At 59.4% G+C, this 24,434-nt stretch carries 23 protein-coding genes; 10 read left to right on the top strand and 13 right to left on the bottom strand.

Annotation, left to right across the window (positions count from 1 at the left end; all coding sequences use genetic code 11):
• Positions 1-211: 211 nt before the first annotated feature.
• The 3 genes from AC54XV_RS20455 (at position 212) to AC54XV_RS20445 (ending at position 2,143) form a co-directional block, all read left to right on the top strand.
• Entirely contained in the window at positions 212-493 is a 282-nt protein-coding gene (locus tag AC54XV_RS20455; RefSeq protein WP_011268736.1) for a type B 50S ribosomal protein L31, read from the top strand.
• Between the two features lie 151 nt (positions 494-644).
• Complete coding sequence (gene ddlA, locus AC54XV_RS20450; RefSeq protein ID WP_024660518.1) at positions 645-1,736, top strand: D-alanine--D-alanine ligase; 1,092 nt, start codon at positions 645-647, stop codon at positions 1,734-1,736.
• On the top strand, positions 1,733-2,143 hold the full coding sequence (locus tag AC54XV_RS20445) for an NUDIX hydrolase (protein ID WP_011268734.1): 411 nt from the start codon (positions 1,733-1,735) through the stop codon (positions 2,141-2,143). Before ddlA ends, AC54XV_RS20445 begins: the two co-directional genes overlap by 4 nt.
• 40 nt (positions 2,144-2,183) lie before the next feature.
• On the opposite strand, the gene metR is transcribed toward AC54XV_RS20445, so the two are convergent.
• Complete coding sequence (metR, locus tag AC54XV_RS20440) at positions 2,184-3,101, bottom strand: transcriptional regulator MetR (protein ID WP_003405405.1); 918 nt, start codon at positions 3,099-3,101, stop codon at positions 2,184-2,186.
• Positions 3,102-3,207: 106 nt separating this feature from the next.
• Here metR and AC54XV_RS20435 point away from each other — a divergent pair, with 106 nt between their 5' ends.
• The 3 genes from AC54XV_RS20435 to AC54XV_RS20425 all read left to right on the top strand — a co-directional run bounded on the left by AC54XV_RS20435 (position 3,208) and on the right by AC54XV_RS20425 (position 5,773).
• A complete protein-coding gene (locus AC54XV_RS20435; RefSeq protein ID WP_024642364.1) occupies positions 3,208-3,942 on the top strand; it encodes a 5-methyltetrahydropteroyltriglutamate--homocysteine methyltransferase in 735 nt (244 codons plus the stop codon).
• A 123-nt stretch (positions 3,943-4,065) separates the two neighbouring features.
• Positions 4,066-5,058 carry an alpha/beta fold hydrolase gene (locus tag AC54XV_RS20430; RefSeq protein WP_011268732.1) on the top strand — a complete coding sequence of 331 codons (993 nt, stop codon included), beginning with the start codon at positions 4,066-4,068 and terminating at the stop codon, positions 5,056-5,058.
• Between the two features lie 67 nt (positions 5,059-5,125).
• Positions 5,126-5,773 carry a DsbA family oxidoreductase gene (locus tag AC54XV_RS20425; protein ID WP_011268731.1) on the top strand — a complete coding sequence of 216 codons (648 nt, stop codon included), beginning with the start codon at positions 5,126-5,128 and terminating at the stop codon, positions 5,771-5,773.
• A 219-nt stretch (positions 5,774-5,992) separates the two neighbouring features.
• Here the strand turns inward: AC54XV_RS20425 and aauR are convergent, their stop codons facing one another.
• The 10 genes from aauR to AC54XV_RS20375 form a co-directional block, all read right to left on the bottom strand.
• Positions 5,993-7,321 carry a two-component response regulator AauR gene (gene aauR, locus AC54XV_RS20420; protein ID WP_011268730.1) on the bottom strand — a complete coding sequence of 443 codons (1,329 nt, stop codon included), beginning with the start codon at positions 7,319-7,321 and terminating at the stop codon, positions 5,993-5,995.
• A gap of 10 nt (positions 7,322-7,331) precedes the next feature.
• The gene (gene aauS / locus AC54XV_RS20415; protein WP_011268729.1) at positions 7,332-9,239 is read right to left on the bottom strand and encodes a two-component sensor histidine kinase AauS; all 1,908 of its coding nucleotides are present in this window, start codon (positions 9,237-9,239) and stop codon (positions 7,332-7,334) included.
• A gap of 60 nt (positions 9,240-9,299) precedes the next feature.
• Entirely contained in the window at positions 9,300-10,034 is a 735-nt protein-coding gene (locus AC54XV_RS20410; protein ID WP_024639292.1) for an amino acid ABC transporter ATP-binding protein, read from the bottom strand.
• Positions 10,031-10,696: an amino acid ABC transporter permease gene (locus AC54XV_RS20405; protein WP_058398687.1), complete on the bottom strand. Its 666-nt coding sequence runs from the start codon at positions 10,694-10,696 to the stop codon at positions 10,031-10,033. The genes AC54XV_RS20410 and AC54XV_RS20405 overlap by 4 nt, the downstream gene beginning before the upstream one ends.
• The gene (locus AC54XV_RS20400) at positions 10,697-11,443 is read right to left on the bottom strand and encodes an amino acid ABC transporter permease (RefSeq protein WP_024639293.1); all 747 of its coding nucleotides are present in this window, start codon (positions 11,441-11,443) and stop codon (positions 10,697-10,699) included.
• A gap of 128 nt (positions 11,444-11,571) precedes the next feature.
• On the bottom strand, positions 11,572-12,486 hold the full coding sequence (locus tag AC54XV_RS20395) for a glutamate/aspartate ABC transporter substrate-binding protein (protein WP_024639294.1): 915 nt from the start codon (positions 12,484-12,486) through the stop codon (positions 11,572-11,574).
• A gap of 347 nt (positions 12,487-12,833) precedes the next feature.
• Positions 12,834-14,372, bottom strand: coding sequence for a glycerol-3-phosphate dehydrogenase (gene glpD, locus AC54XV_RS20390; protein WP_003405428.1), 1,539 nt, complete (start codon positions 14,370-14,372; stop codon positions 12,834-12,836).
• 520 nt (positions 14,373-14,892) lie between these two features.
• Positions 14,893-15,648, bottom strand: a complete 756-nt coding sequence (locus AC54XV_RS20385; RefSeq protein WP_496717187.1) for a DeoR/GlpR family transcriptional regulator — start codon at positions 15,646-15,648, stop codon at positions 14,893-14,895.
• Positions 15,649-15,747: 99 nt separating this feature from the next.
• A complete protein-coding gene (gene glpK / locus AC54XV_RS20380; protein WP_003405430.1) occupies positions 15,748-17,253 on the bottom strand; it encodes a glycerol kinase GlpK in 1,506 nt (501 codons plus the stop codon).
• A 59-nt stretch (positions 17,254-17,312) separates the two neighbouring features.
• Positions 17,313-18,170, bottom strand: coding sequence for an MIP/aquaporin family protein (locus AC54XV_RS20375; protein WP_003405433.1), 858 nt, complete (start codon positions 18,168-18,170; stop codon positions 17,313-17,315).
• A gap of 342 nt (positions 18,171-18,512) precedes the next feature.
• Between AC54XV_RS20375 and ybaK the strand changes: the two genes are divergently transcribed.
• Entirely contained in the window at positions 18,513-18,983 is a 471-nt protein-coding gene (gene ybaK, locus AC54XV_RS20370; RefSeq protein WP_003405434.1) for a Cys-tRNA(Pro) deacylase, read from the top strand.
• A gap of 8 nt (positions 18,984-18,991) precedes the next feature.
• Here the strand turns inward: ybaK and AC54XV_RS20365 are convergent, their stop codons facing one another.
• Positions 18,992-20,065, bottom strand: coding sequence for an ABC transporter ATP-binding protein (locus AC54XV_RS20365; protein WP_058398688.1), 1,074 nt, complete (start codon positions 20,063-20,065; stop codon positions 18,992-18,994).
• On the bottom strand, positions 20,062-20,982 hold the full coding sequence (gene argF / locus AC54XV_RS20360) for an ornithine carbamoyltransferase (protein ID WP_003405436.1): 921 nt from the start codon (positions 20,980-20,982) through the stop codon (positions 20,062-20,064). The genes AC54XV_RS20365 and argF overlap by 4 nt, the downstream gene beginning before the upstream one ends.
• A gap of 453 nt (positions 20,983-21,435) precedes the next feature.
• Between argF and plzR the strand changes: the two genes are divergently transcribed.
• From plzR to grxD, 3 genes are all read left to right on the top strand, one after another.
• Positions 21,436-21,729, top strand: a complete 294-nt coding sequence (gene plzR / locus AC54XV_RS20355) for a PlzR type 4 pili assembly inhibitor (RefSeq protein ID WP_003405437.1) — start codon at positions 21,436-21,438, stop codon at positions 21,727-21,729.
• Positions 21,730-21,861: 132 nt separating this feature from the next.
• On the top strand, positions 21,862-23,970 hold the full coding sequence (locus AC54XV_RS20350; RefSeq protein ID WP_024660260.1) for a molybdopterin oxidoreductase family protein: 2,109 nt from the start codon (positions 21,862-21,864) through the stop codon (positions 23,968-23,970).
• Between the two features lie 88 nt (positions 23,971-24,058).
• Positions 24,059-24,385, top strand: a complete 327-nt coding sequence (gene grxD, locus AC54XV_RS20345; RefSeq protein WP_011268724.1) for a Grx4 family monothiol glutaredoxin — start codon at positions 24,059-24,061, stop codon at positions 24,383-24,385.
• The last annotated feature ends 49 nt before the right edge of the window (positions 24,386-24,434 follow it).

Genomic DNA, 24,434 nt, shown 5'->3' with positions numbered 1-24,434 from the left:
GGCGCGGCAGGGTGCCGCTAATCGAGGGCAATTGCAAAGGCGCGCTATTACAGAATGTCTCTGGCTCAAGCGGCCCGGCGGCGTTACGCCGACAGCGGCACCGTGTGCGTGTTCGATCAACCTCACCAATGATGGCAATCAACAGCAGTCATTCTCATCTTCCGTTATGTTACTGTATAACTATTTCAGTCAACTCACCGGAGAGATCACGATGAAACCCGATATCCATCCTCAATACCGCACCGTGCTGTTCCACGACACCGCTGCCGACGCCTACTTTCTTATCGGCTCGACCGTAGACACGGACCGCACGCAACAGCACACCGACGGCACTACCTATCCTTATGTTGCGCTCGACGTTTCCAGTGCCTCGCACCCGATGTACACCGGGCAGCAGCGCAAGGCCACCACCGAAGGCCGGATCGCGGGTTTCAACAAGCGTTTCGCCACCTTTGGCTCTGCTGGCAAGAAAGAAACCGCAGCCGCTCAATGAGTGGTTTGACCTCCCGGTCTTGGGCATTTCGCATGGATTGCCCACGACCGGGATTTTTTTGTCTGAATTTCAGGCCAACGGCCAATCATCTACTGGACTAACAGCCGACATTGCTTTTATCTTCGCGGCCTGAAAAACAGGAGTAACCGCTTTGAAAAAGTCAGTCGCCATCGTTTTCGGTGGGCAATCCAGCGAGCATGAGGTTTCGTTGCAGTCGGCACGCAACGTGATCAATGCGATTGATCGTGAACGCTATGCACTGACCCTGATCGGCGTCGACAAGCTGGGCCGCTGGCTGCATTTCGACGAAGCCGATTACCTGCTTAATGCCACTGATCCTGCACGGATCAAACTGAGCGCATCAGGCAAGCCATTGTCCTTGCTGCCGGGCAGTATCGGCGGGCAGTTTGTCGACGTCGAGTCAGGCCAGCCACTGGCAGCCATCGATGTGGTATTCCCGCTGATCCACGGCGCTTTTGGTGAAGACGGCGCGTTGCAGGGTCTGCTGCGCATGCTGGCCGTGCCTTTTGTCGGCGCCGATGTGCTGTCCTCTGCGGCCTGCATGGACAAGGACGTGACCAAGCGTCTGCTGCGCGATGCGGGCATTGCCGTCGCGCCGTTCAGGGTCCTGTCGCGTGGAGAGAGCCTTTCTTTCACGGAGGCTGCCGACCAGTTGGGGCTGCCGATGTTCGTCAAGCCGGCCAACCAGGGTTCATCGGTGGGCGTGAGCAAGGTGTCTGACGAGGCCGGTTTCGCGGCAGCACTGGCGCTGGGTTTCGAGTTCGATCACAAGCTGCTGATCGAGCAGGGCATCGTTGGCCGGGAAGTGGAGTGCGCGGTATTGGGTAACTTCGATGCGCAGGTCAGTGTCTGTGGCGAAGTGATTGCCAACGATGAATTCTATGCCTACGACACCAAGTACCTGAATGGCGATCAGGCACGCATCGCCATTCCCGCCGAGCTGCCCGCCGATCTGAGTGATCAGGTGCGTGACGTCGCGTTGCAGGCGTACAAGGTGCTGGGCTGCGCAGGGCTCTCGCGGGTCGATTTCTTCGTCACCGAAGGGCGCGACATCATCATCAACGAGGTCAACACGCTGCCGGGCTTCACCTCGATCAGCATGTACCCCAAGCTCTGGCAGGCCAGCGGTCTGTCGTATGCCGAACTGATCCATCGCCTGATCGTTCTGGCGCTGGAACGGGCTGATCAGGCGCGGCTGCTGAAAACGGAGATCTTTCCATGAAGATCATCCGCATCGCGGCGGCGCTGCTGATCGGTGCAGATGGCCGGACCCTGCTGGTGCGCAAGCGCGGTACCCAGGCCTTCATGCAGCCGGGCGGCAAGATCGAGCCCGGTGAACCGGCAGCGCAAGCCTTGGCCAGAGAGCTCGAAGAAGAGCTCGGGCTGAGCGTCGATCCGGCGCAGGCGGTGTTTCTTGGTGAGTTCACGGCACCTGCCGCCAACGAGCCCGGTTTCGAGGTCAACTGTCAGTTGTATGAGGTCAGGACTGACGCTGAGGCAGTGCCTGCCGCGGAGATCGAGGAAGTGCTGTGGGTTGACGCGGACAGTCATGCGGGTTTGCAACTGGCCCCGTTGACCCGCGATCTGATCCTGCCGCTGTATCTGAAGCGGCAGGCAGCACGTAGCTGAACGGCGCAGTCGTCCTGCATCGTGGTGCAGGACGGCACTGTCAGCGAACCACACTTACCCCGTCGAGCGTCGAAAACGAGGTGTCCTTGGCGGTCAGCAGGAAATCGCGCATGTACGGTGCGTCGAGCATGTCGGCGCGGATACCGGCATAGAGCGTCGCAAACAGTCCTTTCTCGCCCAACCGCTTGGCCTTCACATAGCCGCGTGAGCTGTATTCATGCAGCGCCCAGTGCGGCATGCCGCAGACCCCGCGCCCGCTGGCGACCAGTTGCATCATCATCACCGTCAACTCTGATGTTCGTACCTGTGCCGGTTCGATGTCGGCGGGCTCCAGAAAGCGCGTGAAGATGTCCAGCCGGTCGCGTTCCACCGGGTAAGTGATCAGCGTTTCACTCAGCAAGTCTTCCGGGACGATGTAGGGCCTGGTTGCCAGCGCATGTTGATTGGCCACCGCCAGCATCGCTTCATAGGTAAACAGCGGCACGTAGGTGATGCCGGGCAATTCCAGCGGGTCCGAGGTCACCACCAGGTCCAGATCGCCACGCGCCAGGGCAGGCAAGGGCGCGAACGAGAAACCGGAAGACAGGTCCAGTTCGACCTCGGGCCAGGCATCGCGGAACTGGTCGATGGTCGGCATCAGCCACTGAAAACAGCTGTGGCACTCGATTGCCATGTGCAGGCGTCCCGCCGTACCACCGGCCAGTCGGGCGATGTCGCGCTCGGCACTGCGCAGTTGCGGCAGGATGGAGTCGGCCAGTTGCAGCAGGCGCAAACCGGCGCTGGTAAAGCGCACCGGTTTGGTCTTGCGTACAAACAGCGGCATGCCCATGCGCTCTTCCAGCTCCTTGAACTGATGGGACAGCGCCGACTGCGTCAAATGCAGGCGCTCGGCTGCCTCCACAAGGCTGTCGGCCTCGCGCAGGGCATGCAGGGTTTTGAGGTGGCGTATTTCAAGCACGGTCAGTGCTCCATGAGCAGTATTTGTGATCAACACGAAAAAAATGAGTTTGTCTCATGTTGTGTCAGCTGTCGACAATAGCCCCATCTTTTATGGAGGACGCATCGTGGCCCTGACTCAACACCCGGACTATTTTCACATTGGCGCAGACCGTGAACTGCAGCACGCTCTGCAGGCTTTCTGGAAACAGGATCAGGGTGTTACGACCACGGGCGTCGAATTGCGCACCTGGTTGATGGCGCGTTACCCGCAGCAGGTGCCACACCTGAAACGCGACCAGCGTTTTCAGCCCGATTGGGCGTCGTTGCTGGCGAGCGTCGCTGAAGCAGGCGAGCAAGGCCGCAAACCTGCATTGATCGGTCCTCTGACACTGCTCTGGCTAAGTGACGTTCAGGGTGACGAGGTAGATCGCCTCGACCTGCTGGAGCATCTGCTGCCGGTGTATGGCGAGATCTTCGGGCGTCTGGCTGCGCGCGGTGTCGAGTGGATTCAGATCGACGAACCGATCCTCGCGCTCGACCTGCCGCTGGCATGGAGCAACGCCTTCGAACGTGCCTATCACATTCTTCAGTATTCGCCGTTGAAGAAGCTCATCGGCCTCTATCACGGTGACCTGCGGCCCAACCTGGGTGTCGCGGCCTTGCTGCCGGTTGCAGGGTTGCATCTGGACAGCGTGACCGAACCGGAGCTGCTGGCCCCGGTGTTTGATCGTCTGCCGGTTTACAAGGTTCTGTCCCTGGGCGAGTGCGATACGCATTCGAACTGGCATCAGGAATCGTTGCTCGAAGCGCGCGCCCGTTTTGGGGAAAACCTGATGGTGGCGGATCAGGTCGCTGCGTAATGTAATACCCGATTAACGACCGCTCAGCGCCATTCATCAAACTGTCACGCAAGTGTGGCAGCGCGCTTGGAAAAACATCATCAGACTCGCGGCCTACTGGGGTTCTGTTTTTTGGTGTTTTTCATGCGGGTTTTAATTTTTCTGGCCGCGCTTCTGTGCGGCTTGCCGTCTTTTGCGGCCGATCGTTGTGATACCGATGTTCCTGTACAGATGGCCAACCTCAAGGATGTGCGGATTGCCTACCAGAGTATTGGCAGCGAGTCCGACCCTGCCTTGCTGTTGGTGATGGGGCTGGGTGGGCAGTTGATTCACTGGCCGGATGAAGTCGTGGTCGCGTTGTGTCAGCAGGGCTATCGGGTGATTCGTTACGACAATCGCGATGTGGGTCTGTCTTCGTGGGTGCAACAGCCAGCGGATGCCAATCTGACGTTCGAAGTGCTGCGTTACAAACTTGGCCTGCCTGTCTCGGCACCCTATTCGTTGACTGATATGGCCGACGATGCACTGGGTCTGATGGATGCATTGCAGATTCGCCAGTTTCACGTGTTGGGCGCGAGCATGGGCGGCATGATCGCTCAGCATCTTGCCGATCTGGCGCCGTCGCGGGTCGAAAGCCTGACGCTGATCATGACCAGTTCCGGTGCGCAGGGTTTGCCTATGCCCAGTACCGCGCTTATGCAACTGTTGGCGCGGCGCGGCGCGCCCAATCGGGAAGTGGCGATCGAGCAACAGGCCGATCTGCTTGCCGCGCTGGGCAGCCCGCAGGTCAAGGACGATCGCCAGCAATTGCTGCATCAGGCGGCTGTTTCCTATGACCGGGCGTTCAATCCCGAGGGTGTGAAGCGCCAGATCATGGCGATTCTGGCCGAGCCCAGCCGCGTGGAACTGCTGAACCGTCTGCGTCTGCCGGTACTGGTGGTTCACGGCACGGCTGACCCGCTGTTGCCGGTCATGCATGGTGTGCATGTGGCCGCGCACATTCAGGGCAGCCAGCTGCGCCTGATTCCGGGGCTGGCGCACCGTTTTCAGGAGGCCTTCAAGGCCCCGTTGCTCGGTGCAGTGCTGCCGTACCTGAAGGCCCAGCATGAAGACGGACGCAACCTGGCTCAGTTGTAAGCCGGCCCGGTTGTCAGGCATGGGCAGAGGTGTATCGTGTGACCTTTGCTTACCGAAAAGGGCCGACATGACAACTGCACTGAAGATCGACTTCATCTCCGATGTTTCCTGCCCCTGGTGCGTCATTGGTCTGCGCGCGCTGGATCAGGCGCTGGAGGCACTTGGGGATGAGGTGCAAGCGCACATTCACTTCCAGCCTTTCGAGCTGAACCCGAACATGCCTGCCGAAGGGCAGGACATCAAAGAACACATCGCCGAAAAGTACGGCTCCACGCCGGAACAGATCGAAGGTATTCACGAAACCATCCGTGAACGCGGTGCTGAACTCGGCTTCACCTTTGCCAGCGGCGAGCGGCGTATCTACAACACGTTCGATGCCCATCGCCTGCTGCACTGGGCCGAACAGCAAGGCAAGCAGCACGCGTTGAAGCAGGCGCTGTTCGAGGCGTATTTCAGCGACCTGAAAGACCCGTCCGATCACCAGACTCTGGCAGCTGTGGCGCAGAAGGTCGGCCTGGACCGTCTGCGTGCTCAGGCCATCCTGGGCAGTGACGAGTACACCGCCGAGGTTCGTGAGGCCGAGCAGCTCTGGACGTCTCGCGGTATCACCTCCGTGCCGACCATGGTCTTCAACGACCAGTACGCCGTCTCGGGCGGTCAGCCGGTCGAGGTGTTCGTCAGCGCGATTCGCCAGATTGTCGGTGAATCGCAGTAACGCACTGTCTGTGCAGGATCGGACGCAGAGCGTCCGGAAAGGCATGCCCACGCGGAGCATGGGCACGATAGGTATCTTGCGCACGCCTATCGTTCCTCGCGCTCCGGCGTAGGGGCGTGAACGCCTATCGTTCCTCACGCTCCAGCGTGGGAGTGCAGTGGGTGACGCTCTGCGTCACAGATCTGCGCTACGCCGCGTGCTCCAGATCGGGCGCAGTGCTCAAAGCCCGTATTTCTTGACCTTGTCGAACAGTGTGGTCTTGGCCATGCCCAGTTCCTGACTGGCCTGGCTGAGGTTGCCGCCGCTGCGTTGCAAGGCGTCGCCGAGCAATGAGCGTTCGAAGGCTTCGACCGCTTCGGCAAACCCCAGACTCTGGTTTTCACTGACCGTGCCTGACTGCTTGAACGCTGGCAGACCCAAGGCAAACCGCTCGGCCACGTTGCGCAGTTCGCGTACATTGCCCGGCCAGTCATGGCTCATCAGGTTCGAGCTGGTTTGCCGATCCAGCACGGGCGGTTCGCGGTCGAAGCGTAACGACGACAACTGCAGGAAGTGTTCGAACAACTGCAGAATGTCTTCGCGGCGCTCACGCAAGGGTGGCAGTTCAAGCGTGACAACGTTGAGGCGGTAATACAGATCGCTGCGGAACTGATTGGTTTTGCCCAAGGCATTCAAATCGGATTTGGTCGCCGCTATGACCCGGCAATCCACGGCGACGCTCTGGTTGGAACCCAGCCGCTCGAGGGTTCGCTCCTGCAGGACGCGCAGCAGCTTGATCTGCAGATTGACCGGCATGCTTTCCACTTCATCGAGAAACAGCGTGCCGTTGTGCGCGTGTTCGATCTTGCCGATGCGCCGCTTGCCCGCGCCGGTAAAGGCGTTGGCTTCATGGCCGAAGATTTCCGACTCGAACAGGCTTTCCGCCAGCCCGCCACAGTTGAGCGCCACGAACTGGCTGTCCTTGCGCCGACTGAAATCGTGCAGGCAGCGCGCGACCAGTTCCTTGCCCGTGCCGGTTTCACCTTCGATCAGTACGTTGGCCGAGGTGTCGGCGACGTTGGCAATCAACGCACGCAGGTTTTGCATGGCCGGGGAGCGGCCGATGATCCGGCCTTCCAGCGAATCGCGTTCGGCCAGTTGCTTGCGCAAGGCCCACACTTCACGGGCCAGGCCGCGTTGCTCCAGTGCGCGCCGGGTGACGTCGACCAGACGCTCAGGCGAAAAGGGTTTCTCCATGAAATCGTAAGCGCCATCGCGCATTGCGTTGACGGCCATGGTGATGTCGCCATGGCCGGTGATGAGCACCACCGGCAGGCTGCTGTCACGTGCCTTGAGACGGCTCAGCAACTCCAGCCCGTCGATACCCGGCAAGCGAATATCGCTGATGACGATACCGGCGAAGTTGTCATCAATACGTTTCAAGGCCTCTTCGGCGCTCGAAACGCCCTCGCTGGCGATGTCTTCCAGCGCGAGGGCCTGCTGGCAGCCGAGCAATACATGCGGATCGTCTTCGACGATCAGGACGGTCAGGTCGCTGTTTATGCTCATGGGTGTCGTCTCATGTCGGGCTGTCCGGGTGGCGGGCATCGGGGATGAACGGCAGGCTCAGGACAAACGTCGTACCGCCGTCCTGCGGATGCTCTGCGCTCAGGCTGCCCCCGGCTGCGGCGGCAAGGCTCGCCGACAGTGTCAGGCCCAGGCCCAGGCCTTGTTCGCCCGGTTTGGTGGTGAAAAAAGGTTCAAACAGATGCTTGCGCGCGTCGGCATCGACGCCGTGCCCGTTATCACGTACCCGCAGACGGTATCGGCCGTCGATAACCGATCCGGTGAGCCATAACTCCGGTTGCTGCAGGTCGAACATGGCGTCCAGTGCGTTGCCGATCAGGTTGACCAGAATCTGTTCCAGGCGGGTCTGGTCGATGGTCAGGGTGGCGTCGACGAAGTCTCGATGCAGCGTCAGACCGGACTGCTCCACGCGCACGCCCAGCAATTGCATCGCCGCATCGACAGCCTTGCTCAGTTGCGCCTGGCCCTGATCGTCGCCGCGTCTGGCGAATGCGCGCAGGCTGGCGGTGATGCGGCCCATGCGATCGACCAGATCATTGATGGTACGCAGGTTGGTGCTCGCGGTGTCCAGCGCACCTCGTTCCAGAAAGCGCACGGTGTTGCCGGACAAGGTGCGCAGTGCGGCCAGAGGCTGGTTCAGTTCATGCGCGATGCTGGTCGACATCTGGCCGATGGCTGCCAGCTTTCCGGCCTGTACCAGCTCGTCCTGCGCCTTGCGCAAGGTGTCTTCAGCCTGCCTTCGTTCACGAATCTGCGCCTTGAGGCGTTCGTTGCTGGCCCGCAGGTGTTCGGTACGTTCGGCGATCTTGCGTTCCAGCTCGTTGTTGGCAGCCTGCAGCGCTTCCCTGGCCGCAAGCCGGGTCGAGATGACCTTACGCCGCTCGTTCCAGGCGATCAGCAGAAAGGTCACCAGCGCGCAAGCCACGGCGACCAGCATGCCCTGATTGGCCGCTTCACGGCGCAGATTCTCCAGCGGGGTAAGCAGTGTCAGGTGCCAGGCGGTGTCACTCAGCGGGCGGCTCTGGGCCAGATAACTGACCTTTTTGTGTTCGCGGTCGACACTGATGTTGGCGGGGAAAACCAATGTCTCGACGCCCTCGGACAAGGTTTCCCGTTCCAGTGGCACCAGTTCGTTGAGCGGCCACCAGTAATATTGCAGGCTGCGAGCCAGGCGTTCCTTGACCTCAGCCGTGAGCGGGCGCACTGATTTCAGACGCCGGGCCGGGTCGCTGGAGAGGATGATGATGCCATTCTCGTCGCTGACAAACGCCTCCAGCCGTGCCCGCTGCCAGCGTTCTTCGAGTGCTTCGAGGCGCACCTTGATCACCGCAACGCCGATAATGCGGCCTTTGTCTTCCAGCCCGTGCGCCAGGTAATAGCCCGACTCTCCGGTGGTGGTGCCGATGCCGTAAAAGCGCCCGGGCAGGCCGCGCACCGCGTCCTGAAAGTAGGCACGGAAAGACAGGTCTTCACCCTGATAACTGTCGGCGTCGCGCCAGTTGCTGGTGGCCAGCACGCGTCCGGTGGTATCCATTACATAAATGGCACGGCTGCGACTGCGTCGATTCAGCCCTTCGAGGTAGCGGTTGACCTGCTGCTGAAGCTCGGGTCCCGGTTCGTTCAGCAACTGCGACACGCTGGATTCGAGCTCCAGCACGCTGGGCAGGTAGGTGTATTTGCTGATTTCGCTCTCGACCGTGCGCGCGTGCAGCTCAAGCTGGCGTTCGCCGGTTTCGCGCAGGCTCTTGATGCCGCTGTGTTCACTGACCAGATAGGCGATATAGCCCAGCCCGATCATCAGCATGAGGATCAGCGGCGGCAGAAACAGTTGACGGATCAGACGGGGTTTCACGGCGAGTGATGGCGGGGCGGCGCGATAAAGAGTGGGGTCGCATTTCATCACAGTCGTCCTGGACCGAACAGCTGCCCGCTGATAGGCGGACAGCCGTCAAGCTATTGCCTAGTGCTGAAGAATCTTGGCGAGGAATTGCTGGGCGCGTTCCGAGCGTGCGCTCACGTCACCGAAAAACTCTTCCTTGGCGCAGTCTTCGACGATCTGCCCCTTGTCCATGAAAATCACCCGGTTGGCGACTTTGCGCGCGAAACCCATTTCGTGGGTCACGCACATCATGGTCATGCCTTCCTGGGCCAGTTGCACCATCACATCGAGCACTTCATTGACCATTTCCGGGTCAAGTGCGGACGTGGGCTCGTCGAACAGCATGACCACCGGGTCCATCGCCAGCGCGCGCGCGATGGCGACACGCTGTTGCTGCCCACCGGAAAGCTGGCCGGGATGCTTGTGCGCATGCTCGGAAAGACCGACGCGGTCCAGCAGCTTCAGACCCTTCTCGGTGGCTTCGGCCTTGCTGCGGCCCAGTACCTTGATCTGCGCGATGGTCAGGTTTTCGACAATGCTCAGGTGCGGAAACAGTTCGAAGTGCTGAAACACCATGCCGACCCGCGAGCGCAGTTTCGGCAGGTTGGTCTTCGAGTCGGAGATCGATGTGCCGTCGACGACGATCTCGCCTTTCTGAAACGGCTCCAGCGCGTTCACGCATTTGATCAGGGTCGATTTGCCCGAGCCGGACGGGCCGCACACCACCACCACTTCGCCCTTGCTGACCTCGGTGCTGCAATCGGTCAGTACCTGGAAGTCCCCATACCACTTGTTGACGTTTTTGATGGAAATCATACGGCAAACCTTTTTTGCAGACGCTTCACCAGCAGCGAGGCGGCAAAGCTGATCGTGAAATACACCAGGCCGGCAATGATCAGGAACTCGTTGGCGCGCCCGATGATGTCGCCACTGGAGCGCGATGCGTTGAGAAAATCGACGAGGCCGACGGTGTACACCAGGGAGGTGTCCTGAAACAGAATGATGCTCTGTTGCAGCAGCAGCGGGGTCATCTTGCGAAACGCCTGGGGCAGGATGATCAGTCGCATCATTTGCGAGTAGTTCATGCCCAGCGCCTGAGCGGCGCCCATTTGTCCCTTGGAGATCGACTGCACACCGGCACGGACGATTTCGCAGAAGTACGCGGCTTCGAACATCATGAAGGCCACGACGCAGGAGGCGAACGCACCGATGGGCGTGTCCTTACCGGTAATCCAGCGCAGCACGAACGGCACGGCCAGATAGAACCAGGTGATCACCAGCAGCAGCGGGATCGAACGAAAGTAGTTCACGTAGGCGCCGGCCACATTGGCCAGCAGCTTGTTCGATGACAGGCGCATCAACGCCAGCAGCGTGCCAAGCACCAGGCCGCCGACGACACCCATCGCCATCAGCTTGAGGGTCATGACCATGCCGTTCCACAGACCGGGAATGGCCGGAACGATTCCAGTGAAGTCCATTTATTTGCCCCCCAGTGAGATGAGTCCCGGTACGGCGACTTTCTTCTCGATCACACGCATCAGCAGCATCAGGCTCATGTTCAGCGTGAAGTAGATGAGGGTCGCGAGGGTGAAGGCCTCGAACAGGTTGGCGGAGAACTCGGCGGTCTGTTTGGTCTGCGCGAGCAGCTCCATCAGGCCAATCAGCGACGCGACCGATGAGTTCTTGAACACGTTCAGGAATTCGGAGGTGAGCGGCGGAATGATGATCCGGTAAGCCTGCGGCAACAGCACGTTCCAGTAGATCTGTGGCAGCTTGAAGCCCATGGCGCGTGCGGCCGATTCCTGGCCCTTGGGCAGTGCCTCAATGCCGGTACGCACCTGTTCGCAGACCCGTGCAGCGGTGAACAGGCCAAGGCAGACCACTACGCTGAGGAACGCGGAGGTGGTCGGGTTCAGGTCTTGCTTGTACCACTCCTGCAGGTTTTCCGGCAGCAGGTCGGGCACCAGGAAGTACCAGATGAACAGCTGCACCAGCAGTGGCACATTACGGAAGATTTCCACGTATACCGTGGCGATGCCCGACACCAGACGGTTTGGCACGGTGCGCATGACGCCCAGCACCGAACCCAGTATCAGGGCAATGATCCAGGCAACTACAGCAATGGCGATGGTCCAGCCCAGACCGGAGATGAACCAGTCCAGATAGGTCTCGCTGCCGACGCCGGTGGACTTGAAGAATACGCCCCAGTCCCAGTTGTAATTCATCAGGGTCTCCCCCTCTTTTTATTGCTATCGAAATGCACGCACTGTCGTCAGTCAGGAGTGACGAGGCGATCCCGGCCAGGCAGTGCCCGCCCGGGATACCGTCAGTTCGGACTGGCCGAACCGGTCCTTCAGGCTTTTTTGTCGTCAGCCGCTTTGTCGGTCGGGTTCTGAATCAGCTCCTTGAGCTTGTCGCTCATCGGGAAATTCAGGTTCAGACCTTTCGGAGGGACAGGGGACATGAACCACTTGCTGTAGATAGCGTTGATGTCACCCGACTTGTAGGTAGCGACAATGGCGTCATCGACAGCCTTCTTGAACGGGGCGTCACCCTTGCGAACCATGCAGCCGTATATTTCGTAGGATTGTGCAGTGCCGGTCACTGCCCAGTCGTCCGGCTTCTTGGCCTTGGCCATTTCGCCTGCCAGCAGCGCGTCGTCCATCATGAACGCGACGGCACGGCCGGACTCGAGCATCTGGAAGGATTCACCGTGGTCTTTGGCGGAGATCACGTTCATGCCCATCTGCTTGTCAGCGTTCATCGCCTTGAGGATGCGCTCGGAAGTAGTGCCGGCCGTGGTGACGACGTTCTTGCCTTTCAGGTCGTCGAAATCCTTGTAGCTGGAGTCCTTTTTCGACAGCAGGCGTGTGCCGACTTCAAAGATGCCGATGGAGAAATCGACCTGCTGTTGACGCTCGACATTGTTGGTGGTCGAGCCACATTCCACATCGACGGTGCCGTTCTGAACCAGCGGGATACGGGTCTGTGAAGTCACCAGGTTGTACTTGACCTTGAGGTCAGGCATGTCGAGGTCTTTCTTGATGGCTTCGACGATTTTCAGCTGGATGTCATGGGAGTAGCCCACAGGTACGCCCGAAGCATCCGCTATGTAGGAAAACGGAATGGAGGCGTCACGATGGCCCAGCGTGATGGTGCCGGATTCCTTGATCTTCTTCAGAGTGCCGGTGAGTTCGGCGGCGAAAACCGGCGTGCTGATCAGAGCGGCAGTGATTGCTGCGCCCAACAGGTGGGGAACGATGCGCATGGGTGAGTCCTTGATTTCATTTTTTATTGATGGGGCCGCCATCAGAGTCGGCCCGCTTCTTGGCGAATGCTTCAACGGCGTCCACATCCAGACACACGCCCTTGTCGAAACGCTCGGTTCAGAATGTAGAGCATGAGTCGTGCCAAGCTTTTTTAAGAAGTCAACATGCTGAATTTAAAGGGATTTCTTTATATTGGCTTTGGTGTTACGGATCAATGCGTCCGGGAAGCCGAATAAGGCGGGGTCGATTGTTCGGAAAACCGAATGGAAGGGGTTGTGCAGGAAGAGGGCAGCAAGTAGAGAAGCCTGTTCACCGCGCGATGGGTGAACAGGTTGCAGGCGGATGATCAGGCCGCTTCGAAAGAGGCTTTGTTGCGCACCACTGTTTCCAGGTAGCTGCTCACGGCAGCCTGTTCTTCAGGCGTCGTGAACAGACCGAGCTTGGTGCGGCGCCACAGGATGTCTTCGATGCTGGTGGCCCATTCCTGGTCGCACAGGTAATCGACCTCGCGGGTATACAGGCCCGCCCCCAAATGCTGACCAAGGTCTTCCAGGCTTTGCGCACCCTCCAGCAAGCGCCAGCTGCGGCTGCCGTAAGTGATCGACCAGCGTTTGGCGATAGGGGCTGGCAGCCAGCTGCAGCGGCGGGTCATTTCTGTTGCCAGCGCTTCGGCGGTGGTCATGTCTTCGCCACCCGGCAGGGCAGCCTTGGCCGTCCAGCTCGGTTTCATCTGTTTGAAGAACGGTGCCAACTGCGCCATCGCCGACTCGGCCAGTTTGCGGTAGGTGGTCAACTTGCCGCCGAACACCGACAGAATCGGCGCTTCGTCAGCGCCGCCTGACAACGAAAGCGTGTAATCACGGGTGATGGCAGACGGATTATCGGACTCGTCGTTGCACAGCGGGCGCACGCCAGAGAACGTGTGGAGCACGTCTGCGCGACTCAACTGTTTCTTGAAGTGGTCATTGGCCACTTTCAGTACGTAATCCATCTCGCCTTCAGTGATATCCACCTTGTTCGGATCGCCCTGATACTCACGGTCGGTGGTGCCGACGATAGTGAAGTGCTCCAGGTACGGAATCGTGAACACGATGCGCTTGTCTTCGTTCTGCAGAATGAACGCGTGCTCACCTTCGTACAGTTTCGGCACGATCAGGTGGCTGCCCTGAATCAGGCGGATGCCGTAAGCCGAGTCGAGCTTGAGGTCTTCACGGATGAACTTGGCCACCCACGGGCCTGCCGCATTGACCAATGCCTTGGCATGGATCGAAAACAGGCTGCCGTCGCTGCGCTCCAGATGCAGATGCCACATGCCCTTGATACGGCGGGCGCTGACACAGCGGGTCTGAGTATGAATGTGCGCACCGTTCTCACGAGCGGACATGGCGTTGAGCACGACCAGACGCGCATCGTCGACCCAGCAGTCGGAGTATTCGAAGCCGCGGGTGATGCTCGGGTTGAGCGGGCTGTCCGCACCGAAATGAATGGTTCGCGATGCGGGAAGTTTTTCGCGCTTGCCGAGGTTGTCATACAGGAACATCCCGGCACGAATCATCCAGGCCGGACGCAGGTGCGGACGATGAGGCAGCACAAAACGCATTGGCTTGACGATGTGCGGCGCTTTGGCAAGCAGCACTTCGCGTTCTGCCAGGGCTTCACGCACCAGGCGGAACTCGTAATGCTCCAGATAGCGCAAGCCACCATGGATCAGCTTGCTGCTGGCCGAGGACGTGTGGCTGGCCAGGTCGTCCTTTTCGCACAGAAAAACCGAAAGGCCGCGACCTGCGGCATCCGCTGCAATGCCGACACCGTTGATGCCACCGCCAATAACGGCAATGTCGTAAACCTCTGAGAGGGGCGGGGTTGGCACGTTGGTGTGGGGCATTGGTGGCCTCCTGGACAATTCGTGAGCAGTGCTCGAAAGGCGAATCTGAACATTAATGTTCATTTCCGAAAATCATAGCTCAATAAAATGACCGTTGCCAGCACGTATCGATTGAAAATACTGATGATGAAATAAAGAAAAGAACAAATGTGAACATTGTAGGGCGGGAATTAGCACAGGCAGGATCGGTGCACAGTCGGCACGGAACTGCTCTGCGTCACAGCTCTGAGCTGCCCCGCCGAAACAGGAGAGGACGCAGAGCGTCCGGAACGGCATACCCACGCGGAGCATGGGCACGATAGTGTTCTTACGGGCGGCTATCGTTCCTCACGCTCCAGCGTGGGAATGCCTTGGGTAACGCTTCGCGTCACAGATGCGCGCTGCGCCATACATACACAAGTCTTGTGGGAGCGAGCTTGCTCGCGAAGAGGCCGGTACAGACTCCAGAAAATGGGGCGCTCGATGCACCGTCTTCATGAGCACTGCGGACCGCCGCGCGAACACCGCTCGCGCCTGACAATCACACCACTTCCAGACGAATCTTGTGCTGGGTCAGCAGTTGCTGCAGTGCGGGCACCGGTGGCTGGTCTGTGACCAGGCAATCGATGAGGGTAATCGGCCCCAAGCGGACCATGGCGTTGCGCCCGAACTTGCTGGAGTCAGCCGCCAGCAGCACTTTGCGAGCGTTGGCGATGATCGCCTGGGACACCCGCACTTCCTGGTAATCGAAATCCAGCAGGCTGCCGTCTTCGTCGATGCCACTGATGCCCACCAGGGCAAAGTCCACTTTGAACTGGGTGATGAAGTCGACGCTGCCCTGGCCCACAACGCCGCCGTCACGCCGCACATTACCGCCTGCTATCAGCACCTCGAAATCATCCTTGGTGCTGAGGATCGACGCCACATGCAGGTTATTGGTGATGATCTTCAGGTTGTTGTGGTTGAGCAACGCACGTGCGATGGATTCGGTGGTGGTACCGATATTGATGAACAACGAGGCGTTGTCCGGGATCTGCGCGGCGATGGCCTCGGCGATCCGTTGTTTTTCGTCGCGCATCTGGTCCGCACGCATGGCGTAGGCGGTGTTTTCGATGCTGGAGTCATAGGCCGCGCCGCCGTGGTAGCGGCGCAACAGGTTCATTTCCGCCAATTGATTGATATCACGGCGAATGGTTTGTGGGGTCACGACGAACAGCGTCGCCATCTCCTCGATGCTGACATAGCCACGGTCGCGGACCAGTTCGAGGATCTGTTGTTGGCGGGGAGGCAGGTTCATTGTTTTTCCTTGGGCGCCCTCTACAAATGGCGCCCATCATGCCGCAGGAAAGTGCAACCTGTCAGCCGGAATCCTGCTCCCCTCCTTACAACAGCGCTGTCACTCTTCGTTTTCGTGCGGTTCCCAGTCACGAGTACGCGCGACGGCTTTCTGCCAGCCTGCGTAAAGTTTTTCGCGATGCGCTTCTTCACACGATGGCTCGAACACACGCTCGATCACGGCCTTGTTGCGCAACTCGTCCAGGCTGCTCCAGAAACCAATCGCCAGACCGGCCAGGAAGGCTGCACCCAGTGCCGTGGTTTCACGCATTTGCGGACGCTCGACGTGGGTGCCGAGAATGTCTGCCTGGAACTGCATCAGGAAGTTGTTGGCCACGGCACCGCCGTCCACGCGCAGCGACTTGAGGCGTTCGCCGGAGTCCTGTTGCATGGCATCGAGCACGTCGCGGGTTTGATAGGCGATGGATTCCAGCGCTGCACGGATGATGTGATCGACTTTCACGCCACGGGTCAGGCCGAACAATGCGCCTCGTGCGTACGGGTCCCAGTAAGGTGCGCCCAGGCCCGTGAACGCCGGCACCAGGTATACGCCGTTGCTGTCCTTGACCTTGCCGGCGAAGTATTCGGTGTCCAGCGCGTCGTTGATGAGTTTGAGTTCGTCGCGCAGCCACTGCACCGTCGAGCCACCGTTGAAGACCGCGCCTTCCAGCGCATAGGCCACTTCGCCACGCGGGCCACAGCCGATGGTGGTGAGCATGCCGTGCGCCGATTTCACGGCTTTCTTGCCGGTGTTCATCAGCAGGAAGCAGCCAGTGCCATAGGTGTTCTTGGCCTGGCCGGGTTCGACACACATCTGGCCGAACAACGCCGCCTGCTGGTCGCCTGCGATACCGGCGATCGGGATGCCGCTCTTGCTGTGGCCGTAAACTTCGGAGGAGGCTTTGACCTCCGGCAGCATCTCGCGCGGGATATCCAGCACGTCGAGCATGCGCTGATCCCATTCCAGCGTATGGATGTTGAACAGCATGGTCCGCGAGGCATTGGTGTAGTCGGTGACGTGAACCTTGCCACCGGTGAATTTCCAGATCAGCCAGGTATCGATGGTGCCGAACATCAGCTCGCCTTTGCGGGCGCGCTCACGGCTGCCTTCGACGTTGTCCAGGATCCACTTGACCTTGGAGCCGGAGAAGTACGGGTCAATCACCAGGCCTGTGGTGTCCTTGATGTACTCCTCAAGGCCATCGCGCTTGAGCTGCTGGCAGATCTCGGTGCTGCGGCGGCACTGCCAGACGATGGCGTTGTAGATCGGGCGGCCGGTGTCGCGTTCCCAGATGACGGTCGTTTCACGCTGATTGGTGATACCGATCGCGGCGATCTGGTTGTGGTGCAGATCGGCCTGCGCCAGCGCCTTGGTCATGCACGCGGTCTGAGTGGCGAAGATTTCCATCGGGTCGTGTTCGACCCAGCCTGCCTGCGGGTAATGCTGAACGAATTCGCTTTGGGCAGTGCTCACCACGTTGGCGTCGCGGTCGAAGATGATCGCGCGCGAGCTGGTGGTGCCCTGGTCAAGAGCAATGATGTAGTTCTTGTTCTGTGTGTCAGTCATGTCGATTGCCTTGCATTATTGGGTGGGATTCAGTTGGGTGAGATTCAAATTGAGTGAAATCAAGATGAAGCCTGAACTTTGCCGCGAACCACAGGAGCCTCTTTTTCATTTTCAACAGGAGCGGCGCTTGGCAGATGACGCGCAATCAGCGCGCGGTAGCCGGCAGCACCAAGGCAGGCACCCAGAATGGGCGCAAAAATCGGAACCAGGAAATAAGGAATGTCGCGACCGCCAGTGAAGGCCATTTCACCCCAGCCAGCGAAGAAGGTCATCAGCTTCGGACCGAAGTCGCGCGCCGGGTTCATGGCGAAACCGGTCAGCGGGCCCATCGAGCTGCCGATCACGGCTACCAGCAGGCCGATCAGCAAGGGTGCCAGCGGGCCGCGCGGCAAACCATTGCTGTCATCGCCCAAGGCCATGATCACACCCATCAGAATGGTGGTGATGACCACTTCGACCAGAAAGGCCTGACCGACCGAAATGGCCGGGTTCGGATACGTCGAGAACACCGAGGCCAGTTCAAGACTCTGCTCGCTGCCGCGAATGATGTGGTGAGCATGTTCGAAGTCGAAAAAAAGGCTGATGTACAGCAGGTACACCAGACCCGCTCCGCAGAACGCGCCTGCGATTTGCGCCGAGATATAGAAGGGCAATTTACGTTTTTCAAAACCGGCGAACAGACTCAGCGCGATGCTGACGGCCGGGTTGAGGTGGGCACCCGAAATGCCGGCGCTGAGGTAGATCCCCATGCTGACGGCAATGCCCCAGATGATGCTGATTTCCCAAAGGCCGAAGGTGGCTCCCGCTACCTTGAGCGCTGCAACGCATCCTGTGCCGAAAAAAATCATCAGGGCGGTGCCAAGAAATTCAGCCACACATTGCCCGGTGAGCGTCGGTTGTTTTAGTGCGATGGACATGGATACCTCATTTTTTGTTTTTGTCTCGGCACCCTGAGACAGGTGTGGGTGCTCGTTATTCGTGCGTCTCAGAAAAAACCCCATTTCTGATCGCCGTTGCGAGTTATACCGAAAAATCGCTTTCGATAATATTCGTAAACGAAAAAATATAGGCAAGAAACACCGCTGTCAAAGGTCGGAACCGAACGGTCAGAAAGTCGCCAGCACCCCGCAAGGCCCTTTTATACCGGGTAATTCAGGCTGTTATCAAAAGGCTATCAGTGTCGCAGGTGGCGTGAATCAAGGCATGTTCACTTTACTTCGCTTAAAGTGATGGGCATTCGGAACCTTTTGGAGCGCTGCATGACACCCGCACTGGATTTGCTGAAAAAAAACCGCGCCGAACATCGCATTCACAGTTATGAACATGATCCGAAAGCGCCGTCATATGGGCTGGAGGCAGCGGAAAAGCTGGGTCTGGAGCCTGCACAGGTTTTCAAGACGCTGCTCGCCAGTACCGAAAAAGGCGAGTTACTGGTCGCCGTCGTGCCGGTCGTCGGAACACTTGATCTAAAGGCGCTGGCGCAGGCTGCCGGAGCAAAAAAAACCGAGATGGCCGACCCTGCGGCGGCGCAACGCTCGACGGGTTACCTGTTGGGTGGTATCAGCCCTTTGGGCCAGAAGAAGCGCCTGCGCACCTTTATCGACGAGACCGCGCAGCGCTTTGCAAGCATTTACGTCAGTGCCGGGAGGAGGGGGCTTGAGGTCGAGCTTTCGCCAGCAGTGCTGGCTGAACATACCCAGGCCAGGTTTGCCCCGATCGGCAGGGAATGACCTGCGCCTCAGTTATTGAGCGTCTGCACGGCTACACTGCCGGGCGCCGGGAACAGCACCAGATGGTCAACTGCCACACGAATACCGACTTCCTCACCCTGGCCGTGGTCGGCGTGGCTGGGGAAAATGGCTTCCAGTTGACTGCCGGTCGACAGTTGCAGGCGATACAGGGTCGAGGCGCCCTGAAAGGTTCGACCGATGACCCTTGCTTTCAGGTCGCTGTGCGGCGCGTAGACGATATCGTCAGGACGTAACAAGACATCCACGGCGGTGCCACTGACGCCCGGGTATGCCCGGTTGCCGCGCAATACGCCGAGTTCGGTATGCACCGATTGCGGGTCCATCATCTGCCCGCGAATGAAATAGCCTTGGCCGATGAAGCTGGCAACGAACGGCGTACGGGGTTCGTGATAAAGATTGTAGGGCGTGTCCCACTGTTCCAGGCGCCCTTCTTTGAATACACCGACGTGATCGCTGACGGCAAAAGCCTCTTCCTGGTCATGAGTCACCAGAATCGCGCTGGTGCCACGCGCCTTGAGAATATCGCGCACCTCATGGCTCAGGCGCCGACGCAACTCGCCGTCCAGGTTGGAGAAGGGCTCATCGAGCAGCAGGAGCTGCGGCTCGGGCGCCAACGCTCTGGCCAGCGCCACTCGCTGTTGCTGCCCACCGGACAGCTCGTGAGGATAACGCTTGCCCAGCGCGCCGAGGTTGACCAGTTCAAGCAACTCGGCGATCACCTGATCCAGGCGCGGGTGGTTGCGAATGCCGAATGCGATGTTTTCGGCGACACTCAGGTGCGGAAATAGCGCGTAATCCTGAAACACCATGCCGATGTGGCGTTTCTCCGGCGGCAGGGTCCAGCCCGGCCGGGAGATCACTTCGCCCGCCAGGGTGATCTCACCCGCATGGATCGGTTCGAAACCGGCAATGGCGCGCAGTGTGGTGGTCTTGCCGCAGCCCGACGAGCCCAGCAGGCAGCCGATATCGCCCGCGTTGAGGTGCAGGTTCAGATCCTGCACCACGCGCTGGTTCTGATAGCCGCAAGCGAGGTTGCGCAGATTCAGCAGCAACGGGTTCATGCGGGCTTGCAGGACGGCGCGACGAGAAACTCCAGCAGTGCTTTCTGCGCGTGCAGGCGATTTTCTGCCTGATCCCAGGCGACCGAGCGCGAATCATCCAGCAGGTCGACACTGATTTCTTCGCCGCGATGGGCAGGCAGGCAGTGCATGAACAGCACGTCCTTGTCGGCCAGGTCGAGCAGGGCGCGCGTGACCTGAAACGGCGCGAACAACTTCTTGCGCCGGGCGGTTTCCTCTTCCTGACCCATGGAGGTCCACACATCGGTGCTGACCAGATGGGCGCCGGCAACTGCGGCTTTCGGATCGCGGACCACGGTGACCCGCTCGCCAGCCAGTGCCAGGAACTCGGCGTTTGGCTCGTAGCCGGCAGGGCAGGCCACACGCAACTGGAAGTCGAATTGAATCGCCGCTTCTATATAGCTGTTGCACATGTTATTGCCATCGCCGACCCAGGCAACGGTCTTGCCCTTGATCGAGCCGCGATGCTCCAGGAAGGTCTGCATGTCGGCGAGCAACTGGCACGGGTGCAGGTCATCGGACAGGCCGTTGATAACCGGCACGCGTGAATTGGCGGCGAATTCGGTCAGATTGCTGTGCGCATAAGTACGGATCATGACCGCATCCAGCATGCGCGACATCACTTTTGCACTGTCGGCAATCGGCTCGCCACGGCCCAGCTGGGTGTCCCGATGCGACAAAAAGATGGCCTGGCCACCGAGCTGAATCATCCCTGCTTCAAAAGAAAGACGGGTACGTGTCGAGGATTTCTCGAAAATCATCCCCAAGACCCGGTTCTTCAGCGGTTCAAAAAGTACACCGCGATTTCGCAGGTCTTTAAGCTCTACGCCACGACGGATCAAGCCCAAGAGTTCATCCGGGGTGTAATCCATCATCGAGAGAAAGTGCCTGGCGTTCATGATTAACTACCTTTTCTGCAACAGACCGCAGGTTATCAAAGCCGGTTTTTATCGATAAAACGGGCTAGACCTGCGGCGGAAGCCGCACGGGGCGACGAATAAGAAAGGCGCGATAGTATAAAAAAATGTCGCGTCTTACCAATAGCATGCGTTTTTCTGAAACATGGGTACTAGTGGCGTCCCGGATAGAGGGGACGCCGTTATTCTGTGTTGACGGGGCAAAAACTGGCTACGCTGAGAAGGTTGACAGCCATCTGCACTTTTTCCGAAGGCAGCATTTGTACACTGCCCAAATAGCGCTTGGCAATTAGTACCAATCCTGTAACAGTCCACGTCTGCGCGGGCGTTGCCTGATGGGACGCGCTTCACGGGCTTGAAACAAGGACCGTTTCTTTAATCCCGGACGTGAGTTATAAATCGTTGCCGATACATTACTGATCAAGGGGTGGGGGAATGGACTCAAAAGAGCATCAATTAACGGAGTTGCTCGGGCTCACCGCCCGCACACTTACCCATCTGACAGCGTCGATGACCTCGATGTCTTTCGAGTTGCTGCGCAGCGAGGACGAAGTCACGCGTACGGCGGGGCGGCGCATGATCGATCGCATGGCCACCATCAGCTCCGGCCTCGACGAGCACTGGCGCCTGATCGGCGACCTGACCGGCGTCCACCTGGCGCAGGAACAGATCGAAACCGTGGCTGAAATCCAGCAACAGCGCAAGGTCGTCACGCCTATCGGCGGTTGATTCGGCCAACTCATCCGCGCGCCTGATGCCCCTCGATTCACGGGCCGAACATCAGTGGCGCGGGGCATGAGCAGACAGCATAGTGAGTGTTCGGCAATCAACCGGATTGCCATGACACGATCTGAGGCTGTGATGACCCGGACTGAACACTACCGAGCCTGCCACCTGTGCGAGGCCATTTGCGGTCTTGTGATCGAGACCGTCGTGGAGGCGGATTCTGCGCCGCGCATTGCCTCGATCAAGGGCGACCCGCTGGACACGTTCAGCCGCGGTCATATCTGCCCCAAGGCCGTAGCGCTGCAGGACATCCAGAACGACCCTGATCGTTTGCGCCAGCCGATGCTGCGCAGCGGTGATCAGTGGCAGCCGATTGCCTGGCAGCAGGCGTTCGATCTGGTGGCGGAGCGGCTTTACGCCATTCAGCAGCGCCGTGGGCAGAACGCGGTAGCGGTCTATCAGGGCAACCCCAGCGTGCATAACTACGGGTTGATGACCCACAGCAATTACTTTCTCGGCCTGCTCAAGACCCGCAATCGTTTTTCGGCGACGTCGGTCGATCAGTTGCCGCACCACCTCAGCAGTTTCCTGATGTATGGCCACGGCATGCTGTTGCCGATTCCGGATATCGATCACACCGACTTCATGCTGATTCTCGGCGGCAATCCGTTGGCGTCCAATGGCAGCATCATGACGGTTCCGGATGTTGAAAAGCGTCTGAAAGCGATCCAGCAGCGCGGCGGCAAACTGGTGGTCATCGACCCGCGCCGCAGTGAGACGGCTGCCATCGCTGACCAGCATCTGTTCGTACGTCCGGGCGGTGACGCAGCGTTGCTGTTCGGGCTGCTCAATACGCTGTTCGAAGAGGGGCTGACCCGCGAGAGCCATTTGCCTGTCGACGGCCTGGAGCAGGTTCGCCAGGCCATTGCCGGCTTCACTGCAGAGGCCATGAGCCCGCGCTGCGGTATCGCCGCCGAGCAGATCCGGCAACTGGCACGGGATTTCGCGGCCGCTGACAAGGCGGTGTGTTATGGGCGAATGGGCGTGTCGACTCAGACCTTTGGCACGCTGTGTCATTGGCTGGCACAACTGATCAATCTGGTGACGGGCAACCTGGACCGTGTGGGTGGCGCACTCTGTACGGAGCCCGCCGTCGACCTCGTCAGCTCGACATCCGGCGGTCATTTCAATCGGTGGCAAAGCAGGGTGTCCGGCCTGCCAGAGTATGGCGGCGAGTTGCCGGTTTCGGCGCTCGCCGAGGAAATGCTTGTGGACGGGGAAGGGCAGGTTCGCGCGTTGGTGACCGTTGCGGGTAACCCGGTTCTGTCGACGCCCAACGGCCGTCAGCTGGAGCAGGCGCTCGAAGGGCTTGAGTTCATGCTCAGCATCGATCTTTACATCAACGAGACCACTCGCCACGCCGACTTGATCCTGCCGTCCACCTCGGCACTGGAAAATGATCACTACGACACCACCTTCAACACGCTCGCAGTGCGCAACGTCACGCGCTTCAATCGGGCCATTTTCGACAAGCCCGAAGGTGCCCTGCACGACTGGGAGATCTTCGTCGGGCTGGCCAGCGCCTTTGCTGCCAAGGCCGAGCGAGCGCTGAAACCCACGTTGCCGCCTGCGCAGATGATCGATCGCGGGCTGCGTGCAGGCCTCTATGGCGATGCATCGTCCCATAAGCTGTCACTGGAAACCCTGGACAGTCATCCGCACGGCCTCGATCTGGGGGCGTTGAAGGCCAATCTTGCACAGCGCCTGAAGACCGCCAATGGCCGCATTCAGGCCGCGCCTGAGGTGATCATGGCCGACCTGGCGCGCTTTGCAGCCGACCCTTCTCCTCAGGCAAGCGAGTTGCTGCTGATTGGCCGCAGGCATGTGCGCAGTAACAATTCATGGATGCACAACTACCATCGGCTGGTGAAGGGCAAACCCAGGCATCAACTGTTGATGCATCCTGACGATCTCGCGTGCCGTGGTCTGAGTGACGGCCAGCAGGTCCGGGTCAGCTCCCGGGTCGGGATGATCGAGGTTCAGGTGCTGGGCAGTCTGGACATGATGCGCGGGGTGGTCAGCCTGCCGCACGGTTGGGGGCATTCGCGTTCAGGGGTAAAAATGGCGATCGCGCAGAGCCTGCCCGGCGTCAGTGCCAATGACCTGACCGACGAACGGCAACTCGACGTGCTGTCCGGCAACGCGGCGTTGAACGGCGTACCGGTGCAGGTCGTGGCGTGTTAAGCCTCAAGACAGAGCGTCATGCTCGGGATTTCGTTACAATGTGTCACCGTGCCGACAACTGAGTCGGATATTTCAGCCGAGGTGCTCCATGGATATCATCGAAACGATCAAAGAGCAGATTGCCAACAACACCATTCTGCTTTACATGAAAGGCGCTCCGAACGCTCCGCAATGCGGCTTTTCGGCCAAGGCTTCCCAGGCATTGATGGCGTGTGGCGAAAAGTTTGCCTACGTCGACATTCTGCAAAACCCTGAAATCCGCGCCAACCTGCCAAAGTACGCCAACTGGCCGACTTTCCCGCAACTGTGGGTTGCCGGTGAGCTGGTCGGTGGTAGCGACATCATCACCGAGATGATGGATGACGGTTCGTTGCAGACGTTGGTCAAGGAAGCATCCGCCGCCAAGGCCGAGTAAAGCCTTGCGCAGAGCGTCGCACGATAGTCGAGATTATCGTTCCCTGCGC

The organism is Pseudomonas fragariae (ex Marin et al. 2024), assembly GCF_059621105.1.
Note: the sequence above shows the minus strand (reverse complement) of the source record. Positions and strands in the feature narration are given on the sequence as shown.